The organism is Ruegeria sp. YTSC325 (assembly GCF_059609525.1).
In genome coordinates, this window is the sequence record NZ_JBXWLY010000021.1 from 1 (window position 1) to 18,833 (window position 18,833).

Here is an 18,833-nt window from a genome sequence, read left to right on the forward strand (position 1 = left end):
GCGTCTCAACCGTCTTTCCAGTCCGTCAGCACCGTCTCCAGCGCCCCAGCACCGCCTCAGCAGCGCCGGTGAAGGGGTATTTACGGATTAGGTCTGGGACCTGCAACCCCCATTTTGAAAAAACTTTACATTTCTCAGAAGAAACTTCCTGACCTTAATAAAAACAATAAGTTACCTTCACAAACAGGATCAAAAACCCGTCCATGGACGCGTCTTAATCCTGTAGCACGATCGCTTTCTGTGGAATCGTACCCAATGCTTGGTACGCCTGCTGGATCCAGTCAAAAGAAACGCCGCCCGAGTTCCCTCGCGCGGCGTCGTTTTGTGAGTGGTGGTAGTCTTAATTATTTCAGGTCGAACCGGTCCGCATTCATCACCTTGGTCCAAGCGGACACAAAGTCGGCGGTGAACTTGGCTTCGGCCCCGGACTGGCCATAGACCTCGGCCAGCGCCCGCAGTTGCGAGTTCGAGCCAAAGACCAGATCAACACGGGTGCCGGTCCACTTGACCTCACCGCTGGCGCGGTCGCGGCCCTCATAGACGCCCTTGCCTGCGAGTTTCCATTCGGTGCTCATGTCCAGCAAGTTGGTGAAGAAGTCGGTGCTGAGAGTACCGACTCGATCCGTGAACACGCCGTGCTTGGTATCGCCGAAATTGGCACCCATCACACGCAGGCCACCGACAAGTGCTGTCATCTCGGGCGCGGACAGGGTCAGCAGCTGGGCTTTGTCGACCAGCAGCTCTTCGGGTGAAACGGTATAGTCACCTTTCTGGTAGTTGCGGAAGCCATCAGCGATGGGCTCCATCACAGCAAAGCTATCGACATCAGTCTGGTCCTGCGACGCATCAGTGCGGCCCGGAGTAAACGGAACCTCGACATCCTGACCGCCAGCCTTGGCCGCCTGTTCGATACCTACGGCACCGGCCAGAACGATCACATCCGCCAGCGAGACCTTTTTACCGCCCGACTGCGCTTCGTTGAACGCAGCCTGTACGCCTTCCAACGCATCAAGCGCCTTGGATAATTTCATCGGCTCGTTCACATCCCAGTCTTTCTGGGGGGCAAGGCGGATACGGGCACCATTGGCACCACCGCGCTTGTCCGACCCGCGGAAGGTCGAGGCCGAAGCCCAAGCGGTCGATACCAGTTCCGACACCGACAGGCCGGTTGCCGCGATCTTGGCTTTCAGGTCGGCTACGTCCGCGTCATCCACCAGATCGTGATCCACAGCGGGGACGTTGTCCTGCCAGATCAGCTCTTCGGTCGGGGCCTCTTCACCGATATAGGCCGAGCGGGGGCCCATATCGCGGTGGGTCAGCTTGAACCATGCGCGAGCAAAGGCATCGGCGAACTCTTCCGGGTTTTCGTGGAAGCGTTTCGAAATCGGGCCATAGATCGGGTCCATGCGCATCGCCATATCGGCGGTGGTCATCATGGTTTTGACCTTTTTCGACGGATCGTGCGCCTGCGGGGCCATGTCTTCTTCTTTGACGTTCACCGGCTCCCAGATCCACGCGCCCGAGGGGCTTTTGGTCAGGTTCCAGTCATAGCCGAACAGCAGGTCGAAATAGCCGTTGTCCCACTTAGTGGGGTTGGCCGTCCACGCGCCCTCGATCCCCGAGGTGGTGGTGTCGTCACCCTTGCCCGAGCCAAACTTGTTAATCCAGCCAAAGCCCATCTCTTCAATCGGAGCGGCCTCTGGATCGGGACCGACCAGATCGGGATCACCCGCACCATGGGCCTTACCAAAGGTGTGGCCACCTGCGACCAGAGCGACTGTTTCCTCGTCATTCATCGCCATACGACCGAAGGTGTCGCGGATATCACGGCCCGAGGCCAGCGCGTCGGGCTGTCCGTCCGGACCTTCTGGGTTCACGTAGATCAGACCCATCTGCACGGCGGCCAGTGGGTTTTCCAGATCCCGCTCGCCCGAGTAACGGCTATGCGGGTTGTCCGTTGGGGCCAGCCATTCGGTTTCCGAACCCCAATAGATGTCCTCCTCTGGGGCCCAGATGTCTTCGCGACCACCGGCGAAACCGAAGGTCTTGCCGCCCATCGACTCGATGGCGCAGTTACCCGCCAGAATCATCAGGTCGGCCCAGGAAATCTGGTTGCCGTATTTCTGCTTGATCGGCCACAGCAGACGACGCGCTTTATCGAGGTTGCCGTTGTCCGGCCAGCTGTTCAGCGGCGCAAACCGCTGGTTCCCGGTCGAGGCCCCACCACGGCCATCTGCCGTTCGGTAGGTGCCCGCGCTGTGCCACGCCATACGGATGAAGAACCCGCCGTAATGGCCATAGTCCGCAGGCCACCAGTCCTGCGAATCCGTCATCAGCGCATAGAGGTCTTCCTTCAGCGCCTTCATGTCCAGAGCCTTGAACGCTTCGGCGTAATCGAAATCCGCATCCATCGGATTCAAGGCCGGTCCGTGCTGATGCAGGATCGACAGGTTCAGCTGGTTCGGCCACCAGTCCCGGTTAGACCGGGTTCCTGCGCCGTGCATGACAGGGCATCCGCCTGCTTTGGGGTTATCACTTCCGTCCATGTCGATCTCCATTCCTGGCAAAATTCCGGCGCTGTGGCGCCGCTAAAAACTCGGTCGGTCAAGAACACATATAGATGACACTTTTATCCATCCTACAGGCGCCGCGAAAATTCGCGCAGGCAGCAGGGCGGGCAACAGCGACTCTCGGGTCTTGTCGACGCCACTCCTAGCAAATTCAAGCTATGCTAAAAAGTTTTGTTTTCGGATGATTGTGATAACTAAAAATTATCATCCGTCTCGCGTTAACGAGTCCAAGCCAACCCGGTAATCAGGATACAGAAGCTTCACGCCCAGTTCATCCTTGATCCGGTCGTTCCTGACGCGCTTGTTCTCATTGTAGAAGCTACGCGCCATGGGGGTTAGTTCCGCCTCATCAAACGGGACCGCGGGTGGTAGAGGCAGCCCCTGCAATTCCGCCGCATAGGCAATTACGTCTTGTGGAGGGACCGGCTCATCATCGCAGACGTTATATATGGCGCCCGGATTGGGCGCAGACATGGACGCAGCAAGAACCTGCGCAATGTCGGCCACATGAATGCGAGAGAATACTTGACCCGGCTTGATGATCCGCCGCATCCCAACGCGTTTCAGTTTGGAAAATGGACCGCGTCCGGGGCCGTAAATGCCGGCCAACCGAAAGATATGGGTCGGCAGGTTCGGAATACCCAACCATTGCTGCTCGGCTTGAACCCGCCATTTGCCGCGTTGGGCGGTGGGCGTCACAGGAGTTGATTCATCCACCCACGCACCTTGATGATCACCGTAAACGGCGGTTGTGGACAAGTACCCAACCCACTTGAACTGTGCAGCCCGTGCCGTGATTTCGTCTTGCAGCGCTGCCAGAACCGGATCGCCATCAGCATTGGGTGCCGTTGAGATCAGCAGATGCGTCACCCCGTCCAGATTGACCTGCTGTCCCGGCCAGACAACTGGTTCCGACCCAGATGCCCGTAAAGCCGGTGATTGCGCCGGATCCCGCGTGGTTCCGATAGCCCGCCATCCATTGGGCGACAGCAGTCGCGTCAACTCCTGCGCGGAATAGCCATGACCAAACGAAAATAGAGTACCTGTCATGCCGCCATTGATGATCCGCAAATCCACCGGATGCAAGCGGGGTCGACGGGATACTTGATTCGAATCTCTCAATGCGCCTTTCTTTTAGGCATGAGTGACAAAACCCCCGATCTGCACACGGCTTATGCGCTAGAAACACCCGAAGATAACCGACGGCTATATGCCGAATGGGCCGGGGACTATGACGAAGGCTTTGCCACCCGAGAGGATTACCAGCTGCATATCCGCACCGCCCGCGCGTTTGTAGGCGCAGGAGGTCAGGGTCCGGTGCTGGATGTCGGAGCCGGAACAGGATTGTGCGGAGCCGTTCTTGCAGGTTTGGGTGTCGGACCTATCGACGCCACCGATATCAGCGCCGAGATGCTGGATCAGGCCATGCGCAAGGATATCTACCGCGACGCGATAGAAGCTGACCTGAACGAGGGTATCCCGGTTCCGCGCGAAAACTACTCGGGCGTCGTGTCGTCAGGCACCTTCACCCATGGCCATCTGGGCCCCGAGGCTTTGATGCCCTTGCTGCGCGTCGCCCGCCCCGGAGCGCAATTCGCCCTGTCGATCAACGCGCAGCACTATAAAAAACTGGGGTTTGCCGAAGCTCTGCACAAACTGGCACAGGGCCAGATTAGGAATCTCGCCCTACCCGAGGTTCGAATCTACGGCGAACTTGCCAACGGCCCAAACAAGGACGATACGGCTTTGATCGCCCTGTTCGAACGAGTTTAGCGCCCCTTCCAGACCGGATCGCGTTTTTCAGCAAAGGCGCGAGCACCTTCCAGATTGTCCTCGGACCCGTACAGAGTATCCACGGTCGGCAACTGCCGCCGTGTGATCCGGTTCATGGCGTCCTGAAACTTGGAGTCTTCAGCCTCGCGCACAATCTCTTTGATCGCGGCATAGACCAGAGGCGGCCCGCTGGCCAGCAAACGCGCCAGTTCCCATGCGCGGTCCATCAGCTGATCGCCGGGCACGATTTCGTTGACCAGACCCCAGTTCTTGGCCTCATCCGGGGTGAACCAGCGGCCCGTCAGTAATAATTCCATCGCGATGTGATAGGGGATGCGCTTGGGCAGTTTGACACTGGCCGCATCCGCAACGGTGCCGGATCGGATTTCGGGCAGGGCGAAGCTGGCGTGATCTGCGGCGATGATCATGTCCGCGCTCAGCGCCAGTTCCAGCCCGCCACCGCAGGCGATACCGTTCACGGCGGCAATCACCGGCTTGTTCATATCGCGCAGCTCTTGCAACCCGCCGAAGCCGCCCACACCATAATCGCCATCCACTGCGTCGCCATCCGCCGCAGCCTTCAGATCCCAGCCGGGGCAAAAGAACTTGTCGCCGCCGCCGGTGATGATCGCCACGCGCAGGTCCGGGTCATCGCGGAAATCCCGAAACACCTCGCCCATAACGCGGCTGGTGGCCAGATCAATCGCATTGGCTTTGGGACGGTCCAGAGTGACCTGCAATATCGCGCCGTCGCGCTGGGTTTTGACCGGGTTCATGTGCGTGCCTTTCGGATCAGTGCATCCACCGCCACGGCCCCTTTAGGCCCGCAGATAAGCGGATTGATTTCAACTTCGCTGACATGGGTTGCGTTGGCAATAACATAGGCCTGCACGGCCTCGACCGTATCCAGGATCGCGCCCATATCTGCGGCGGGCTTGCCGCGATAGCCAGCCAACAACGGCGCACAGGCCAGCTCGCCCAGCGCCTTTTCAACTACATTCCGAGGCGACGGGATCAGCAGAGACACCGAGTCCCGTAGGATTTCCGTCAACACCCCGCCAGCGCCTAAGGTCAGAACATAACCATGGGCCGGATCGCAGGTGACACCGATTAGCAACTCGGCAACGCCTTCGGGCGCCATTTCCTCGATCAGAACTTCATGGGTGCCGATATGGGCCGCGACGGCCGGCAAATCGCCCGCGCTTACCCCTAACTGAACCGCCCCGTGATCCGACTTATGGGCCAGTCCAACGCCCTTGACGGCGAAAGGACCGGTCAAGTCACCCGCACAGGCGGCATCGGCCTGAATCACCAACCTTTTCGGAGTGGACACACCGAAGGCTGCAAGCTGGTCCTTGGCCTCCGCCTCGGTCAGCGTAACGTTTGGATTGGCAGTACTGGGAAGGACCACCGGATCAGAGTCCTGACCTGCAGGGCGCGCCGCCGCTTCGACAGCCGACAGTGCCTCATGCAGCCCGGCGAAGGGAATAACCCCGCCATCCATCAGTCGCCGCGCGACGTGCTCGGGCATCAACTCGGGCAGAGTCGCCGTTACTGCAAAGGGCCGCCCGGTTTGTGCCACGCAACTCAACGCGGCCTGCGTCGCACAGGTCCAATCGGTTTGATCAGTGTGCGGATAGTCCACAATGGCCATAGTCAGTGCCTGTTCCGGCCCCATCATCGCAGACCACGCGCGCGTCATCGCCTGCGTGTCGCGCCAGATATAGGTGTGGTAGTCCAGCGGATTCGCCAGCGCCACCATCGGCCCCAAAGCCGCGCGCAGATCGGTGCGTTGCGTATCCGTCAGAGGCGGAAAGTGCAGATCGCGACCCTCAGCCATATCAGCGGCCAAACTGGCCTCGCCCCCCGAGCAGCTGATCGTACCAAGCCCGTTGCTGTCCAGACGCCCGGTTACATGCAACAGCTTGAGGCATTCCAGAAAGCTGGGGATGTCATCCAAGCGGGCAATCCCCAACCGATCCAGAAACGCCTGCGCACCCGCGTCTTGACCCGCCAGCGAGGCCGTATGCGAAATCGTTGCCGCCTGGGCATGGACCGACCGTCCCATCTTCAGCGCGACAATCGGGACACCGCACTGACGAGCCTTTTTAGCCAGCGCCTCCCATTTGCGCAGATCGCCAAACCCTTCGATATGCACGCCGATGGCCGTAATGCGGTCGTCATCCAACAACGCCGAGGCAATCTGGGCTTGATGCGTCTGCGCCTGGTTCCCACAGGTCAGCATGAAGGCCAACGGCAAAGCGCGGCGCTGCATGGTCATGTTGATGGCAATGTTCGAGCTTTGCGTCAGGATCGCGACTCCGCGATCCACAGGTCGCATGCCGTGCTGATCGGGCCATACGGCCACGCGATCCAAACCGTTAATGAAGCCATAACAATTCGGACCCAATATTGGCATCTCACCGGCGGCGGCGATCAGTTGATCCTGCAAGCCCGCGCCTGATTGGTCTTCGGCCTGAGCCTCGGTAAAACCCGAGGCAAAACAGACCGCGCCGCCCGCACCCATCGCGGACAGAACCGCAACCGCCTCGACGGTTGCGTGGCGGTTGATACCGATAAATGCCATGTCAGGTGCAGAGGGTAAATTTTCGAGCGTTGCGAACGCCCGCTCCCCAGCAACTTCGACCGCTTTAGGATGAACCGGCCAAATCTCGCCCTTGAACCCGAACTTGCGCGCCTGTTCGATGACTGCCGCACACCACGCGCCTCCGCCGATCACGGCGATAGTTTTAGGGTTCAGCGCTCGGGCCAGCGCTGTCGTCATGCGCCCAGCGCCCGCAGCAGATCGCGGCTGATGATGTGGCGCTGAATCTCGCTGGTTCCGTCCCAGATGCGTTCGACACGCGCGTCACGCCAGAATCGCTCCAGCGGGTAGTCGTCCATCAGACCCATCCCGCCATGCACCTGAATCGCCGCATCTGTCACCCGGGCCAGCATTTCCGAGGCGTACAATTTGGCCGAGGCGATCTCACGGTTGGCGGGCAGCCCCTTGTCCAGACGATCGGCGGCAGCAAGGGTCAGCAGATCGGCGGCATCAATCTCGGTGATCATGTCTGCAATCTGGAATGAGACGCCCTGAAACTTGCCGATCTTCTGGCCGAATTGCTCACGCGTGGCGGCATAGTCCAGCGCATAGTCGAACGCTCGGCGCGCGCGACCGACCGACATGGCGGCAACGGTGATCCGGGTGGCATAGAGCCAAGTGTTCATCACCTGAAACCCGCCATCGACCTCGCCCAGAACCTGCGCATCCGGCAGGCGGCAATCGTCGAAGTCCAGCACCATGTTCTTGTAGCCGCGATGGCTGACCGACTTGTACCCATCCCGGATTGTGAAGCCGGGGGTGCCGCGATCGACCAGAAAGGCAGTGATGCGTTTCTTGGGGCCTTTCGGTGTCTGATCTTCACCGGTTGCGATGAAGACGATGATAAAGTCTGCATGTTCCGCGCCCGAGATGAAGTGCTTGGTGCCATTGACCACCCAGTCGCCCCCATCTCGCACGGCAGCGCATTTCATCCCCCGCACGTCCGAACCCGCACCCGGTTCAGTCATCGCCAGCGCGTCCATCTTTTCACCCCGGACGGCCGGCATCAGGTAACGGTCGACCTGATCGCCTTCGCATGCCATCAGAATGTTCTGAGGCCGCCCGAAGAAATGGTTCAACGCCATCGATCCCCGGCCCAACTCGCGTTCGACCAGCGCAAATTCCAGATGGTTTAGCCCGGCACAGCCGACGCTTTCCGGGAAGTTGCAAGCGTAAAAACCCAACTCGATCGTCTTGCGCTTGATCTCGGCGGCGATCTCGTGTGGGACTTCGCCGGTCCGCTCGACCAACTCTTCGTGCGGGTAGATTTCGTTTTCGACAAAGCTGCGAACGGTCGCGGCGATCATCTCTTGTTCGTCGGACAGGCCATATTGCATCTGGGGTCTCCACATCTGGGGTTGCGGATATCCTGACGTGGCTTGCCAATCTGAATATGCAAAAATAGACCTAAATCATGCAAAAATGGATCAAATCCCCCGCTGCGCCGCAGCAATTCGGAGTGCTTCTGTTCGACGGCTTTTCCAACCACTGCCTTGCGAATGCGGTCGAACCCTTGCGGGCGGCGAATTCCATCGCGGGGCGCAAGCTGTATGACTGGCAATTTCTGTCACTAGATCGTGCGCCCGTCACGTCATCTTCGGGGCTCCAAGTCGCGCCACATGACATCTTGCAGAATGCACGGGGCGATACGTTGCTCGTCATGCCCTCTTACGGGTTTCGCGCCCATGGCGGGTGGCGGACGCTGGCGGGGTTGCGATCCGCAGCGGGGCGTTACAGTGCGCTGGCCGGGCTGGACACAGGAAGCTGGTTGTTGGCGCTGGCCGGATTACTGGACGGGCACCGTGCGACGATCCACTGGGAAGAATTGGGCAGTTTTACCGAGCGGTTCCCCGAGATAGACGCACAGCGCGAACGCTACGTGATCGACGGCGACCGCATTACCTGTTCTGGCGCGATGGCGGCGTTTGATCTGGTGCTGCACCTGATTGGGCGAGACCACGGGCAGGCTTTGGCGCTGGAGGTTGCGCAGCTTTTCATGACCCGCGATTCCGCCAGGTCTCATTCCGGCGGGGCGGGTGCGACCAGCAGCTATGTGAACAAGGCGCTGGCGCTGATGCAGGAACACCTGGAAACGCCCTTGCCCATCCCCGAGATCGCCCGCCGGGTTGGACGATCGCAAAAGGCACTGGCGGCCCGAATGCAAACCGAACTGGGCGCAGGCCCCGCACAGGTCTATCGCCGCCTGCGCCTGAACCTGGCCCGGAAACTGGCAGCCGAGACCGACCTGACCATCGCCGAGATCGCCCTGCGCGCAGGCTATGACGACCCCAGCGCCCTGACCCGAGCCTTTCGGACCGAGTTCGGGACCACCCCGCGCGCAATGCGATCCGGTTAGGTATACATCTGCTTTTTATAGGCCCGCGTCCGCGTCGTCGCCTCGGCAGACCCATCGTGATAGGTGCCAAACCACTTGTCGAAGGGGATCTCCGAGGTGCCATAGTTGCACTCGAAATACCGGTGATGAAGCTGGTGAAAAAAGTCCCCCGCACGGGCCGCTTCAGTTTCTCCGGCTTTCAGCTTTTCAAACCCTGAATGGGACAGAACCGGGCTGATCTGCTGGAAATACGTGTGAAACAGAAGATGCAGAGGGTGGGACGGCACGATCAGATGAATGAAATAGGTCGTGAAATACAGCAGGTTTTCATACCAATGGTTCGATATCCCCGACCACGGGCCGATATTGACGTTGCGATGATGCACGGCGTGGACGTGTTTATAGAGCTTTGGGTGATGCTCCAGCCGATGCACCCAATAGAAATGCAAGCCAGACCACATCGGGATGAACAACATCCAGACGATAAACCAAATCGGCGCGCTGGCCCAAGTGACTGTCGGCACATATCCGTTGGCCATCGCCCAATAGATCACCCATTGATACACGGTCGCCACGGTCATGGCGCTGCCCAGCGTCCACCAGATATTGTCCCAGACCTGATTGCGGAAGGTGAAATTGCCGTTGTCTCGCGTCAGGTCGCGGCGGTCGAACTTTTTGTACATGCCCTGCCCCTTGCGCATGTAAAGCCACCAATGCAGCCCGCCCGCCACCAAGATCTGAGGCACCATGTTCAGCAGCCAAATGCGGAACATCCACCCCGGAGCAAAGCTCTTCATTGACTCTAAACCAGGGAAAAATACGGCATAGGCAATGACCGCCAGCCCCATACACAGGGTCAGTGAGGTAATCTGCAACCACGCCCCGCTGTACCACTTCAACACGGAGGCGGGGCGCGGAGGCCATGCGAACAGCGGGTTCAAACCCACAGGACCTTCGGGGTGATAGTGCCAGCGGGCGGCTTCGGGGTCTTGTGCAGAATCAGTCATGGCAATTGCCTTTAGCTGGCGTAATCCGAACCCTCTGCATCCAGCAGAGCCTTGATTTCCCGCAGATGCGCCTCGGCCTGATCGGGGTAGTCGTCCAGTTCCTGCGCGGTCTTTTCCGCAATCTCATCGGACAAGACACGCAGGGGCTGGCCGGTTTGCAAAGCGCGGATATATGTCTCGGCCGCGCGTTCGAAGTAATAGAGGCGGTTGAACGTATCGGCCGGGTCGCTGCCAGTCACCAGCACGCCATGGTTGCCCATGATCATGACCTTCTTCTTCGGGTCCGACAGCATCGCGGCGCAACGCTCACCTTCGCTTTCGAAGGCCAGCCCGCCGAATTCCTGGTCCACCACATAGCGGTTGTAGAAGGTGGCAGTGTTCTGGTCGATCGGCGGTAGGCTGCTATCGGCCAACGAGGCCAGAACGGTTGCAAAGATCGAATGCACATGCATCACACAGCGCGCATGCGGGCAATGGCGGTGGATCGAGCCATGCAAGCCCCAAGCGGTCGGGTCGGGCGCGCCCGGCTGATCCATCACATCGGGATCATTGGCATCCAGCAGCAACAGATTCGACGCCTTGATCCGTGCGAAATGCATCTGATTGGCGTTCATCAGGAACTGCGTTCCGTCCTCGTTGACGGCTAAACTGAAGTGGTTGGCCACGGACTCGTGCATGTTCAGGCGTTCAGTCCAGCGGAAGGTGGCAGCCAGGTCGACCCGCTCGGGCCAGTAGTCGATATTGGGACGCAATTCGGTGACGGTCATGGCGGGCTCCTCCATCTGGTTTCTCAAGAAGGTGGCGACGCAAGGCAGATTTGACCAACGAAAAATTCTCACCTATTCCATAAGCTGAACTAATGGTGAGATTATGCCAATGCAGACATCGCTTCCTCCGCTGGGTTGGCTGCGTACGTTCGAGGCCGCCGCGCGACACTTGTCGTTCACCGGTGCGGCGCGTGATCTGAACATGACGCAAAGCGCGGTCAGTCAGCAGATAAAATCGCTTGAGGGTTATCTGGGCCAACCTCTGTTTCTGCGCCGTCCTCGCGCGCTAGAGCTGACCGAGGCCGGAATCACCTATCTGCCCGTGGTGCGTGAGGCGTTTCGCACGCTGGTGCGTGGCACGCAGGCCGTCACCGGCGCGCAGCAGAACGCGGTTCAGGTTCAAAGCAACATCACTTTTGCCGTGAACTGGTTGGGACCGCGCCTGCCCCGGTTCCGGGCTGCGCACCCGGATGTGCAATTGAACATCTTCACCGAACTCTGGGAGCCGCGCGAAATGGCCGAGGGCGCTGCGGTCGAAATCCGCTATTCCCTGCGCCCGTCCGACACGGTGCGCACCGAGTTACTGCGCACCGATCACTATTACCCGGTCTGCGCGCCGGGCTATGAAGTGCGGCTGGAAGATATTCAGGAACAACCCCTGTTTGATTGCTCTAACCTGTTGTCGAATTGGCAGAATTGGATCACGGAACAGGGTCTAAATTGGGAAAATTCACCCATAACCTATTCAACAACCTATCTGGTTAGCCTGTCTGTTGCGATGGCCGGGGGTGGGTATTGCCTGACCCATGACACCATAGCTCGCGACCTGATCGAGCGCGGACAACTGGTGGCTCCGTTTGAGTATCGTGCGGAGATGCCCGAGGCTTATTACCTGCTACTGTCGCCTCAGGCCGAGGAAACGCCGGGTGCCGTCCTGTTCGCCGATTGGGTAAGGCGGGAAATTGCCCGCGATCTGGCGGGGTAGGCGCTCCCGCCCATCGTCAGGGGCGCTTTCGCGCCCCCTCCTTTGGTTGGGCCGGGCAGCGCTGACGCGCTGCGTGACGGTTTGATGATAGATGTTCGGCAGGGGTTGCACCTTCGGACACATTCAGAAAAGTTGAGCCATGGAATATACGCCTTTCCCAAGTTGGCCCGATACCGCCCCCCGATTGATCGCTGTTGCCGCTGGACGTGATCCAGCCGACATGGTCGTGCGCGGCGGGATCTGGGTGAACGTACACACGCGCGAAGCGCTGCCGGATCATGACATCGCGATCGCAGACGGGCGCATCGCCTATGTGGGACTGGATGCCTCGCATTGCATCGGCCCAAAGACGCAGATCATCGAGGCCAATGGGCGCTATATGCTGCCCGGTCTGTGCGACGCGCATATGCATATCGAATCAGGGATGCTGACCCCGGCGGAGTTTGCCCGCGCGGTCATTCCTCATGGCACGACGTCGATGTTCACCGACCCGCATGAGATTGCCAATGTGCTGGGACTGGACGGCGTGCGCATGATGCATGACGAGGCGTTGATGCAACCGGTCAACATCTTCACCCAGATGCCGTCCTGCGCGCCGTCGGCCCCAGGGCTTGAAACAACGGGCTATGAAATCACCCCCGAGGACGTGGCCGAGGCGATGAACTGGCCCGGCATCATCGGATTGGGTGAGATGATGAATTTCCCCGGTGTGATCCACGGCGACCGCAAGATGCTGGCCGAGATCGCGGCGACTCAGAATGCGGGCAAAACCGTGGGAGGACACTATGCATCACCCGATTTAGGGCCTGATTTTGCGGCTTATGTTGCCGGCGGCCCCGCTGACGACCACGAGGGAACTTGCGAAGCCGACGCCATAGCTCGGGTGCGGCAGGGGATGCGGTCGATGATGCGGCTGGGCTCGGCCTGGTATGACGTGGAAAGCCAGATCACGGCGGTGACCGAGAAAGGGTTAGACCCGCGCGGCTTTATTCTGTGCACGGATGATTGCCACTCGGGCACATTGGTGAATGAGGGGCATATGAACCGCGTGGTGCGCCACGCGATTGCCTGCGGATGTGACCCGCTGATCGCACTGCAAATGGCGACGATCAACACAGCCACCCATTTCGGGCTGGAACGCGAGATCGGGTCGATCACACCGGGCAGGCGGGCGGATGTTATCCTCAGTTCTGATTTGCGCGAGCTTCCAATTGAGGTGGCGATCGCCCGCGGCCAGATCGTCGCCGAAAATGGCGCGATCACCGTGGACTGCCCGCATCTGAACTGGCCGGACAGCGCGCGCAATACGGTGCATCTGGGCCATGTGCTGGCTGATACCGATTTTGAAATCAAAGCCCCCGAGGGTGCCAACCGCGTGCGGGCCAATGTGATCGGCGTGGTGGAGAATCAGGCCCCGACCAAGGCGCTGAAGGCAGAATTGCCGATCATCGGCGGGCTGGTCGAGGGCGAAGGCGACGTCTGCCAGATTGCGCTGGTCGAACGGCACCGCGCAACCGGAGGGGTCACGAACGCCTTTGTCTCGGGCTTTGGGTATCAAGGGCGCATGGCCATGGCCTCGACCGTAGCGCATGACAGCCACCATATGATCGTGGTCGGCACCGACCGCGAACAGATGGCGCTGGCGGCGAACCGGCTGGCCGAGGTGGGCGGAGGTATCACCCTTTTCCGCGACGGCGAGGAACTGGCGATGGTGGAACTGCCCATCGCTGGCCTGATGTCCGACAGTCCCGCCGCCGATGTGGCCGCCAAGGCGGACCGGATGGTTCAGGCGATGCAGGACTGCGGCTGTCAGTTGAACAACGCCTATATGCAGCACTCGCTGCTGGCCCTTGTCGTGATCCCCGAACTGCGGATTTCCGACCTTGGGCTGGTGGATGTGCGGACATTTGAAAAGATCGACCTTTTGGAACCCCTCGCATGACAATAATAAGAACACCCGACGTCCCAAACCCTGAGAAATTCACCGACCCTGCTGCAGCCGTGGCGCGCCTGGAAGAGCTCTACGAAAAGGCCACAAGTTTCCTGTGCGAAAACTTCGCCAAAGCGATGGAGGTAGGCACTCCGACTGAGCGTTTCAGAGCCTATTACCCCGAGATTCGCATCAAAACGACCTCATACGCGCATGTGGACAGCCGGCTGAGCTTTGGTCACGTCTCGGAACCCGGCACCCATGCCACGACGGTCACACGGCCCGATCTGTTCCGGGCCTATCTGACCCAACAAATTGCCCTGCTGATCAAAAACCACGACCAACCAGTGACGATTGGCGCCTCGGATACACCCATCCCGGTTCATTTCGCGGTGGCCAATAACCCCGACCTCGTGGTGCCGCATCAGGGCGCGGCGGGATTCACCTTGCGCGATGTGTTCGACGTGCCGGATCTGACGACCACCAATGACGATATCGTCAACGGGGTGCATGACCACGAAACCGAGATTGGCCCCTTGGCGCTGTTCACCGCCCAGCGTGTGGATTATTCGCTGGCCCGTCTGGCGCACTACACTGCCACCGATCCCAGCCACTTCCAAAACCATGTGCTGTTCACCAACTACCAGTTCTACGTGTCCGAGTTCGAGAACTACGCCCGCGAACAACTGGCCGACCCGGAAAGCGGCTATACCAGCTTTGTGTCAACCGGGAATGCGCAGATCACCTCGGCCGATGGCGTTTTGGAGCAGCCGCTGAAGCTGCCTCAGATGCCGACCTACCACCTGAAACGCGCCGATGGGTCGGGGATCACGTTGGTCAATATCGGGGTGGGGCCATCCAACGCAAAAACCGCGACCGACCATATCGCAGTTCTGCGACCACATGCGTGGCTGATGGTTGGCCATTGCGCCGGCTTGCGCAACACGCAGGCGCTGGGGGATTTCGTGCTGGCCCATGCCTATCTACGTGAAGACAAGGTGCTGGACGATGACCTGCCCGTCTGGGTGCCGATCCCGCCCTTGGCCGAAGTGCAGGTGGCGTTGGAACGCGCCGTGGCCGAAGTGACAGAACTGGACGGCTACGAGCTAAAGCGCGTCATGCGCACCGGCACCGTCGCCTCGGTCGACAACCGCAACTGGGAACTGCGCGACCAGTCCGGCCCGGTGCAGCGCCTCAGCCAGTCTCGCGCGATTGCGCTGGATATGGAAAGCGCCACGATCGCCGCCAATGGATATCGGTTCCGGGTGCCCTATGGCACTTTGCTCTGTGTCTCGGACAAACCGCTGCACGGGGAATTGAAGCTTCCGGGCATGGCCTCGGACTTCTATACCACACAGGTCAGCCGCCATTTGGCGATCGGAATTCGCGCGATGGAACACCTGCGAGGCATGCCGCTTGAGCGTCTGCACAGCCGGAAATTGCGTTCTTTTGACGAAACAGCCTTTCTCTGAAGCAAAAAAGCAACGTTTTCCCCCTATTTTTAGGGTTTTTCGCGCTACTATTCGTTGTGTTCGACCACAATATCCCGTTACAGTTACGCGGTGAGGCCCAAGACATCGGGCACGTTAAGGAGACCAAGAAATGGCAAAGCCTATGACAAAGACTCAGCTGGTTGCTGCTCTCGCTGAGGAAATGGGGACTGACAAAAAAGCCGCGAACGCCGCGCTGGAGGCCATGACCGGCCTGATCACACGCGAAGTTTCGGCCGGCGGCGCAGTGACCCTGCCCGGCGTTGGCAAAATCTACTGCCGCGAACGCCCCGAGCGCATGGTGCGCAACCCCGCCACCGGCGAGCAGTTCAAGAAAGAGGCCGACAAGGTGGTTAAAATGACCATTGCGAAGGCACTGAAGGACAGCGTCAACGGCTGATCTCAGCTGTCGCAAACATACGATCAAGGGCCGCCGTTTGGGGGCCCTTTTTCTTGGGGATCAGTGCAAACTTAATAGCACTTCCAGATCACGACGGCTGAGCCGGTTCATCAAGGCCCGATCGTCTGCAGACAGTTTTGCTTCCTTACGAATATACGTTTCAAGGTACGTCGCGATCTCACTGGTTGGGCGATAGTACAGATCAGGCGAAGATTGACTGAGTTCATCCACAAGCCGAAACAGCAGCTTTTTCTGCCGCTCCGAATCCAGGTCTTTTCGCTTCTCTTGCAACATAACGGGCTTCGCCTTTGTTGTGGTCACTTATGATCTAGCGGGCCGAAAAGTAACTCCAACTCCGGTAAGAATTAAATTGTGCGCCCCGCGTGTGGTGCCCTTATGAGATTCCTAGTTACTACGGCCAGACGGTACATCTTGCGACCCTTACTGATTTAAGGAACAGTGCGCGAAACCAACAAAGGGGATGGGCGATGGATCTGCGCGCCATGGCCATGGGGCTAACATTTGCACTGATCTGGTCGTCGGCCTTTACTTCGGCGCGGATCATCGTGATGGACGCATCACCGCTGTTTTCGCTGGCACTGCGCTTTTTGATTTCCGGGTTGATCGGCGTGGCCATTGCGCGCGCAATGGGACAGAGTTGGCGGCTGACGCCGCAACAATGGTACGCGACCATCCTGTTTGGAATCTGCCAAAATGCCCTGTATTTGGGTCTGAATTTCTACGCAATGCAAACGATTGAGGCGTCGGTTGCCGCCATTATCGCCTCGACTATGCCCCTGCTGGTGGCGCTGGCAAGCTGGCTGTTTTTGGGTGATCGTCTGCGGCCCATGGGCGTGATCGGCCTGCTGGCAGGGTTTGCAGGCGTCGCACTGATCATGAGCAGCCGCATCAGCGCGGGCGTTGATATGTTCGGCGTGATGCTCTGTGGTGTTGGAGCCTTGGCACTGACCTTCGCCACCTTGGCGGTGCGCGGGGCGACCTCGGGCGGGAATTTCATGATGGTCGTGGGGTTGCAGATGCTGGTGGGCTCGGCCGTTTTGTTTGTCGCGGCACCGCTGTTCGAGGTGATCCATATCCACCTCACCGTTCCGCTGGCGCTGGCTTTCACCTACACAACCCTGTTCCCCGGCTTGTTGGCCACTCTGATCTGGTTCCTGTTGCTAGACCGGATCGGAGCGACCCGCGCAGCCACCTTCCACTTCCTAAACCCTGTTTTCGGTGTGACGATTGCTACGTTGCTTCTGGGGGAGAAACTCGGCCCACTGGATGCCGTTGGCGTACTGATCACCACAGCCGGGATTTTGGCCGTTCAGTTATCGCGGCAACCTGCTCAGGGCAGCAAAGCCTCGACCTGAGACAGAACTTGCCGGGAATCGGGGCGCGTGGTCGCGCCATAGGTCGCTACAACTTCGCCTTCAGTGTCCAGAAGGATTTTGTTGAAGTTCCAACTGGGCTCAAACCCGGTCAGCGCCGCGACCTGTTGGTAGAAAGGATGCGCCTCAGCGCCCCGAACTGGGGTAATGTCCGTCATCGGCAGGGTCAGGTTGTAGTTGAAATCGCAGAACTCCTTGACCTCTTCCGCCGATCCCAATTCCTGATTGAAGGAATCCGACGGTACCGCCAGCACGACCAGACCACGCGGACCATAGTCTTCGTGGACTTGCTGCAGCGCGCTGTATTGCCCGGTAAAGCCACAATGCGAGGCCGTGTTCACCACCAAAACCGGCTGCCCCCGCCAATCCGCGATCGACAGGGTGCCGCCGTCGATGGACGGAAACTCTCCGGTCAGCGGCGCGGCCTGCACGGTGCGCCCGGTCAGAATCAAAGCGGTCAACAGCAAGATGCGGAACATGGTGAACTCTCCTCTGCCACAGTATACGCGCCAAATCGCCCACCGGATCAACGCACGAGCACGCGAGGTGCGTGAATCAGGCTTTGATTTCTGCGCCCCAGCCCCCAAATAATGGTGCAAACCAACCGACCGGAGGATCCATGACTCAATACACCAAATCCCCCGAGGCCATCGCCGCCCTCTCACCTGAAGAATATCACGTTACGCAGAACAGCGGGACAGAACGCCCGGGCACTGGCAAGCTGCTGAACAACAAGGAACCGGGGATCTATGTGGATATCGTCTCGGGCGAGCCGCTGTTCGCCTCGACCCACAAATACGAATCCGGCTGTGGCTGGCCCAGCTTCACCAAACCCATCGTGCATGAACATGTGGAAGAGTTTCACGACGCCACTCACGGCATGATCCGTACCGAAGTGCGCTCGAAATACGGCGACAGCCATCTGGGCCACGTCTTCCCCGACGGTCCGCGCGAACATGGCGGGCTGCGCTATTGCATCAACTCAGCCTCCTTGCGGTTTGTCCACCGCGATGACATGGAGGCAGAAGGCTATGCCGACTATCTGATCCATGTGGAGGAAATCTGATGACCGAAGAACGCGCTGTCCTGGCCGGAGGTTGTTTCTGGGGAATGCAGGACCTGATCCGCAAGCTGCCGGGTGTGTCCCGCACCAGCGTCGGCTATACCGGCGGCGATGTCCCCAACGCCACCTACCGCAACCACGGCACCCATGCCGAAGGGATCGAGATTTTCTTTGATCCTGCGCAGATCAGCTATCGTGAGTTGCTGGAGTTCTTCTTCCAGATCCACGATCCGACCACGGTAAACCGTCAGGGCAATGACCGCGGGATGAGCTATCGTTCGGCCATCTACTATGTGGATGACGATCAGAAACAGGTGGCGTTGGATACGATTGCCGATGTGAACGCTAGCGGTATCTGGCCCGGCAAAGTCGTGACCGAGCTGGAGCCCGTCGGTGATTTCTGGGACGCCGAGCCCGAGCATCAGGACTATCTGGAGCGTATCCCCAACGGCTATACCTGCCATTTCCCGCGGCCCGACTGGGTTCTGCCCAAACGCGACGCGGCGGAATAAGC

At 59.5% G+C, this 18,833-nt stretch carries 18 protein-coding genes; 9 read left to right on the top strand and 9 right to left on the bottom strand.

The window, feature by feature from the left end; all coding sequences use genetic code 11:
* Window positions 1-344: 344 nt before the first annotated feature.
* Complete coding sequence (gene katG, locus AC2FF7_RS20775) at window positions 345-2,546, bottom strand: catalase/peroxidase HPI (protein ID WP_496906260.1); 2,202 nt, start codon at window positions 2,544-2,546, stop codon at window positions 345-347.
* A 228-nt stretch (window positions 2,547-2,774) separates the two neighbouring features.
* Window positions 2,775-3,620 (bottom strand): SDR family oxidoreductase, encoded by an 846-nt coding sequence (locus AC2FF7_RS20780; RefSeq protein ID WP_496906273.1) that lies wholly within the window; start codon window positions 3,618-3,620, stop codon window positions 2,775-2,777.
* A 90-nt stretch (window positions 3,621-3,710) separates the two neighbouring features.
* On the opposite strand from AC2FF7_RS20780, the gene AC2FF7_RS20785 reads away from it, so the two are divergent.
* Entirely contained in the window at window positions 3,711-4,343 is a 633-nt protein-coding gene (locus AC2FF7_RS20785) for a class I SAM-dependent DNA methyltransferase (RefSeq protein ID WP_480868785.1), read from the top strand.
* Here the strand turns inward: AC2FF7_RS20785 and AC2FF7_RS20790 are convergent.
* The 3 genes from AC2FF7_RS20790 to AC2FF7_RS20800 are packed head-to-tail and all read right to left on the bottom strand — an operon-like array spanning window position 4,340 to window position 8,285.
* Entirely contained in the window at window positions 4,340-5,119 is a 780-nt protein-coding gene (locus AC2FF7_RS20790; RefSeq protein ID WP_170355534.1) for a carnitinyl-CoA dehydratase, read from the bottom strand. The genes AC2FF7_RS20785 and AC2FF7_RS20790 overlap by 4 nt on opposite strands.
* The gene (locus AC2FF7_RS20795; protein WP_496906261.1) at window positions 5,116-7,128 is read right to left on the bottom strand and encodes an acetate--CoA ligase family protein; all 2,013 of its coding nucleotides are present in this window, start codon (window positions 7,126-7,128) and stop codon (window positions 5,116-5,118) included. Before AC2FF7_RS20795 ends, AC2FF7_RS20790 begins: the two co-directional genes overlap by 4 nt.
* Complete coding sequence (locus tag AC2FF7_RS20800) at window positions 7,125-8,285, bottom strand: acyl-CoA dehydrogenase family protein (RefSeq protein ID WP_480498489.1); 1,161 nt, start codon at window positions 8,283-8,285, stop codon at window positions 7,125-7,127. The genes AC2FF7_RS20795 and AC2FF7_RS20800 overlap by 4 nt, the downstream gene beginning before the upstream one ends.
* A 77-nt stretch (window positions 8,286-8,362) precedes the next feature.
* Between AC2FF7_RS20800 and AC2FF7_RS20805 the strand changes: the two genes are divergently transcribed.
* Entirely contained in the window at window positions 8,363-9,304 is a 942-nt protein-coding gene (locus tag AC2FF7_RS20805) for a GlxA family transcriptional regulator (RefSeq protein WP_480868791.1), read from the top strand.
* Here the strand turns inward: AC2FF7_RS20805 and AC2FF7_RS20810 are convergent.
* Together AC2FF7_RS20810 and AC2FF7_RS20815 are read right to left on the bottom strand one after the other, a co-directional pair.
* The gene (locus AC2FF7_RS20810) at window positions 9,301-10,290 is read right to left on the bottom strand and encodes a sterol desaturase family protein (RefSeq protein ID WP_496906262.1); all 990 of its coding nucleotides are present in this window, start codon (window positions 10,288-10,290) and stop codon (window positions 9,301-9,303) included. The two genes, AC2FF7_RS20805 and AC2FF7_RS20810, sit on opposite strands and share 4 nt — an antisense overlap.
* A gap of 11 nt (window positions 10,291-10,301) precedes the next feature.
* A complete protein-coding gene (locus AC2FF7_RS20815; protein ID WP_480868795.1) occupies window positions 10,302-11,057 on the bottom strand; it encodes a class II aldolase and adducin N-terminal domain-containing protein in 756 nt (251 codons plus the stop codon).
* A 109-nt stretch (window positions 11,058-11,166) separates the two neighbouring features.
* Here AC2FF7_RS20815 and AC2FF7_RS20820 point away from each other — a divergent pair, with 109 nt between their 5' ends.
* From AC2FF7_RS20820 to AC2FF7_RS20835, 4 genes are all read left to right on the top strand, one after another.
* The gene (locus tag AC2FF7_RS20820; protein WP_170771530.1) at window positions 11,167-12,042 is read left to right on the top strand and encodes a LysR family transcriptional regulator; all 876 of its coding nucleotides are present in this window, start codon (window positions 11,167-11,169) and stop codon (window positions 12,040-12,042) included.
* A 139-nt stretch (window positions 12,043-12,181) separates the two neighbouring features.
* Window positions 12,182-13,984 carry an adenine deaminase gene (ade, locus tag AC2FF7_RS20825; RefSeq protein ID WP_480868797.1) on the top strand — a complete coding sequence of 601 codons (1,803 nt, stop codon included), beginning with the start codon at window positions 12,182-12,184 and terminating at the stop codon, window positions 13,982-13,984.
* On the top strand, window positions 13,981-15,444 hold the full coding sequence (locus AC2FF7_RS20830) for an AMP nucleosidase (RefSeq protein ID WP_480868799.1): 1,464 nt from the start codon (window positions 13,981-13,983) through the stop codon (window positions 15,442-15,444). Before ade ends, AC2FF7_RS20830 begins: the two co-directional genes overlap by 4 nt.
* A 130-nt stretch (window positions 15,445-15,574) precedes the next feature.
* A complete protein-coding gene (locus tag AC2FF7_RS20835; protein ID WP_039533371.1) occupies window positions 15,575-15,862 on the top strand; it encodes an HU family DNA-binding protein in 288 nt (95 codons plus the stop codon).
* A 60-nt stretch (window positions 15,863-15,922) separates the two neighbouring features.
* Here AC2FF7_RS20835 and AC2FF7_RS20840 read toward each other — a convergent pair whose 3' ends face one another.
* Window positions 15,923-16,156, bottom strand: coding sequence for a hypothetical protein (locus AC2FF7_RS20840; RefSeq protein WP_170355542.1), 234 nt, complete (start codon window positions 16,154-16,156; stop codon window positions 15,923-15,925).
* Between the two features lie 194 nt (window positions 16,157-16,350).
* Between AC2FF7_RS20840 and AC2FF7_RS20845 the strand changes: the two genes are divergently transcribed.
* Window positions 16,351-17,238, top strand: a complete 888-nt coding sequence (locus AC2FF7_RS20845; protein WP_496906263.1) for a DMT family transporter — start codon at window positions 16,351-16,353, stop codon at window positions 17,236-17,238.
* On the opposite strand, the gene AC2FF7_RS20850 is transcribed toward AC2FF7_RS20845, so the two are convergent.
* On the bottom strand, window positions 17,214-17,735 hold the full coding sequence (locus tag AC2FF7_RS20850) for a glutathione peroxidase (RefSeq protein ID WP_480868802.1): 522 nt from the start codon (window positions 17,733-17,735) through the stop codon (window positions 17,214-17,216). The two genes, AC2FF7_RS20845 and AC2FF7_RS20850, sit on opposite strands and share 25 nt — an antisense overlap.
* 140 nt (window positions 17,736-17,875) lie before the next feature.
* Here AC2FF7_RS20850 and msrB point away from each other — a divergent pair, with 140 nt between their 5' ends.
* Together msrB and msrA are read left to right on the top strand one after the other, a co-directional pair.
* Window positions 17,876-18,322: a peptide-methionine (R)-S-oxide reductase MsrB gene (msrB, locus tag AC2FF7_RS20855; RefSeq protein WP_170355545.1), complete on the top strand. Its 447-nt coding sequence runs from the start codon at window positions 17,876-17,878 to the stop codon at window positions 18,320-18,322.
* On the top strand, window positions 18,322-18,831 hold the full coding sequence (gene msrA / locus AC2FF7_RS20860; RefSeq protein ID WP_480506066.1) for a peptide-methionine (S)-S-oxide reductase MsrA: 510 nt from the start codon (window positions 18,322-18,324) through the stop codon (window positions 18,829-18,831). Before msrB ends, msrA begins: the two co-directional genes overlap by 1 nt.
* Window positions 18,832-18,833 lie beyond the last annotated feature (2 nt).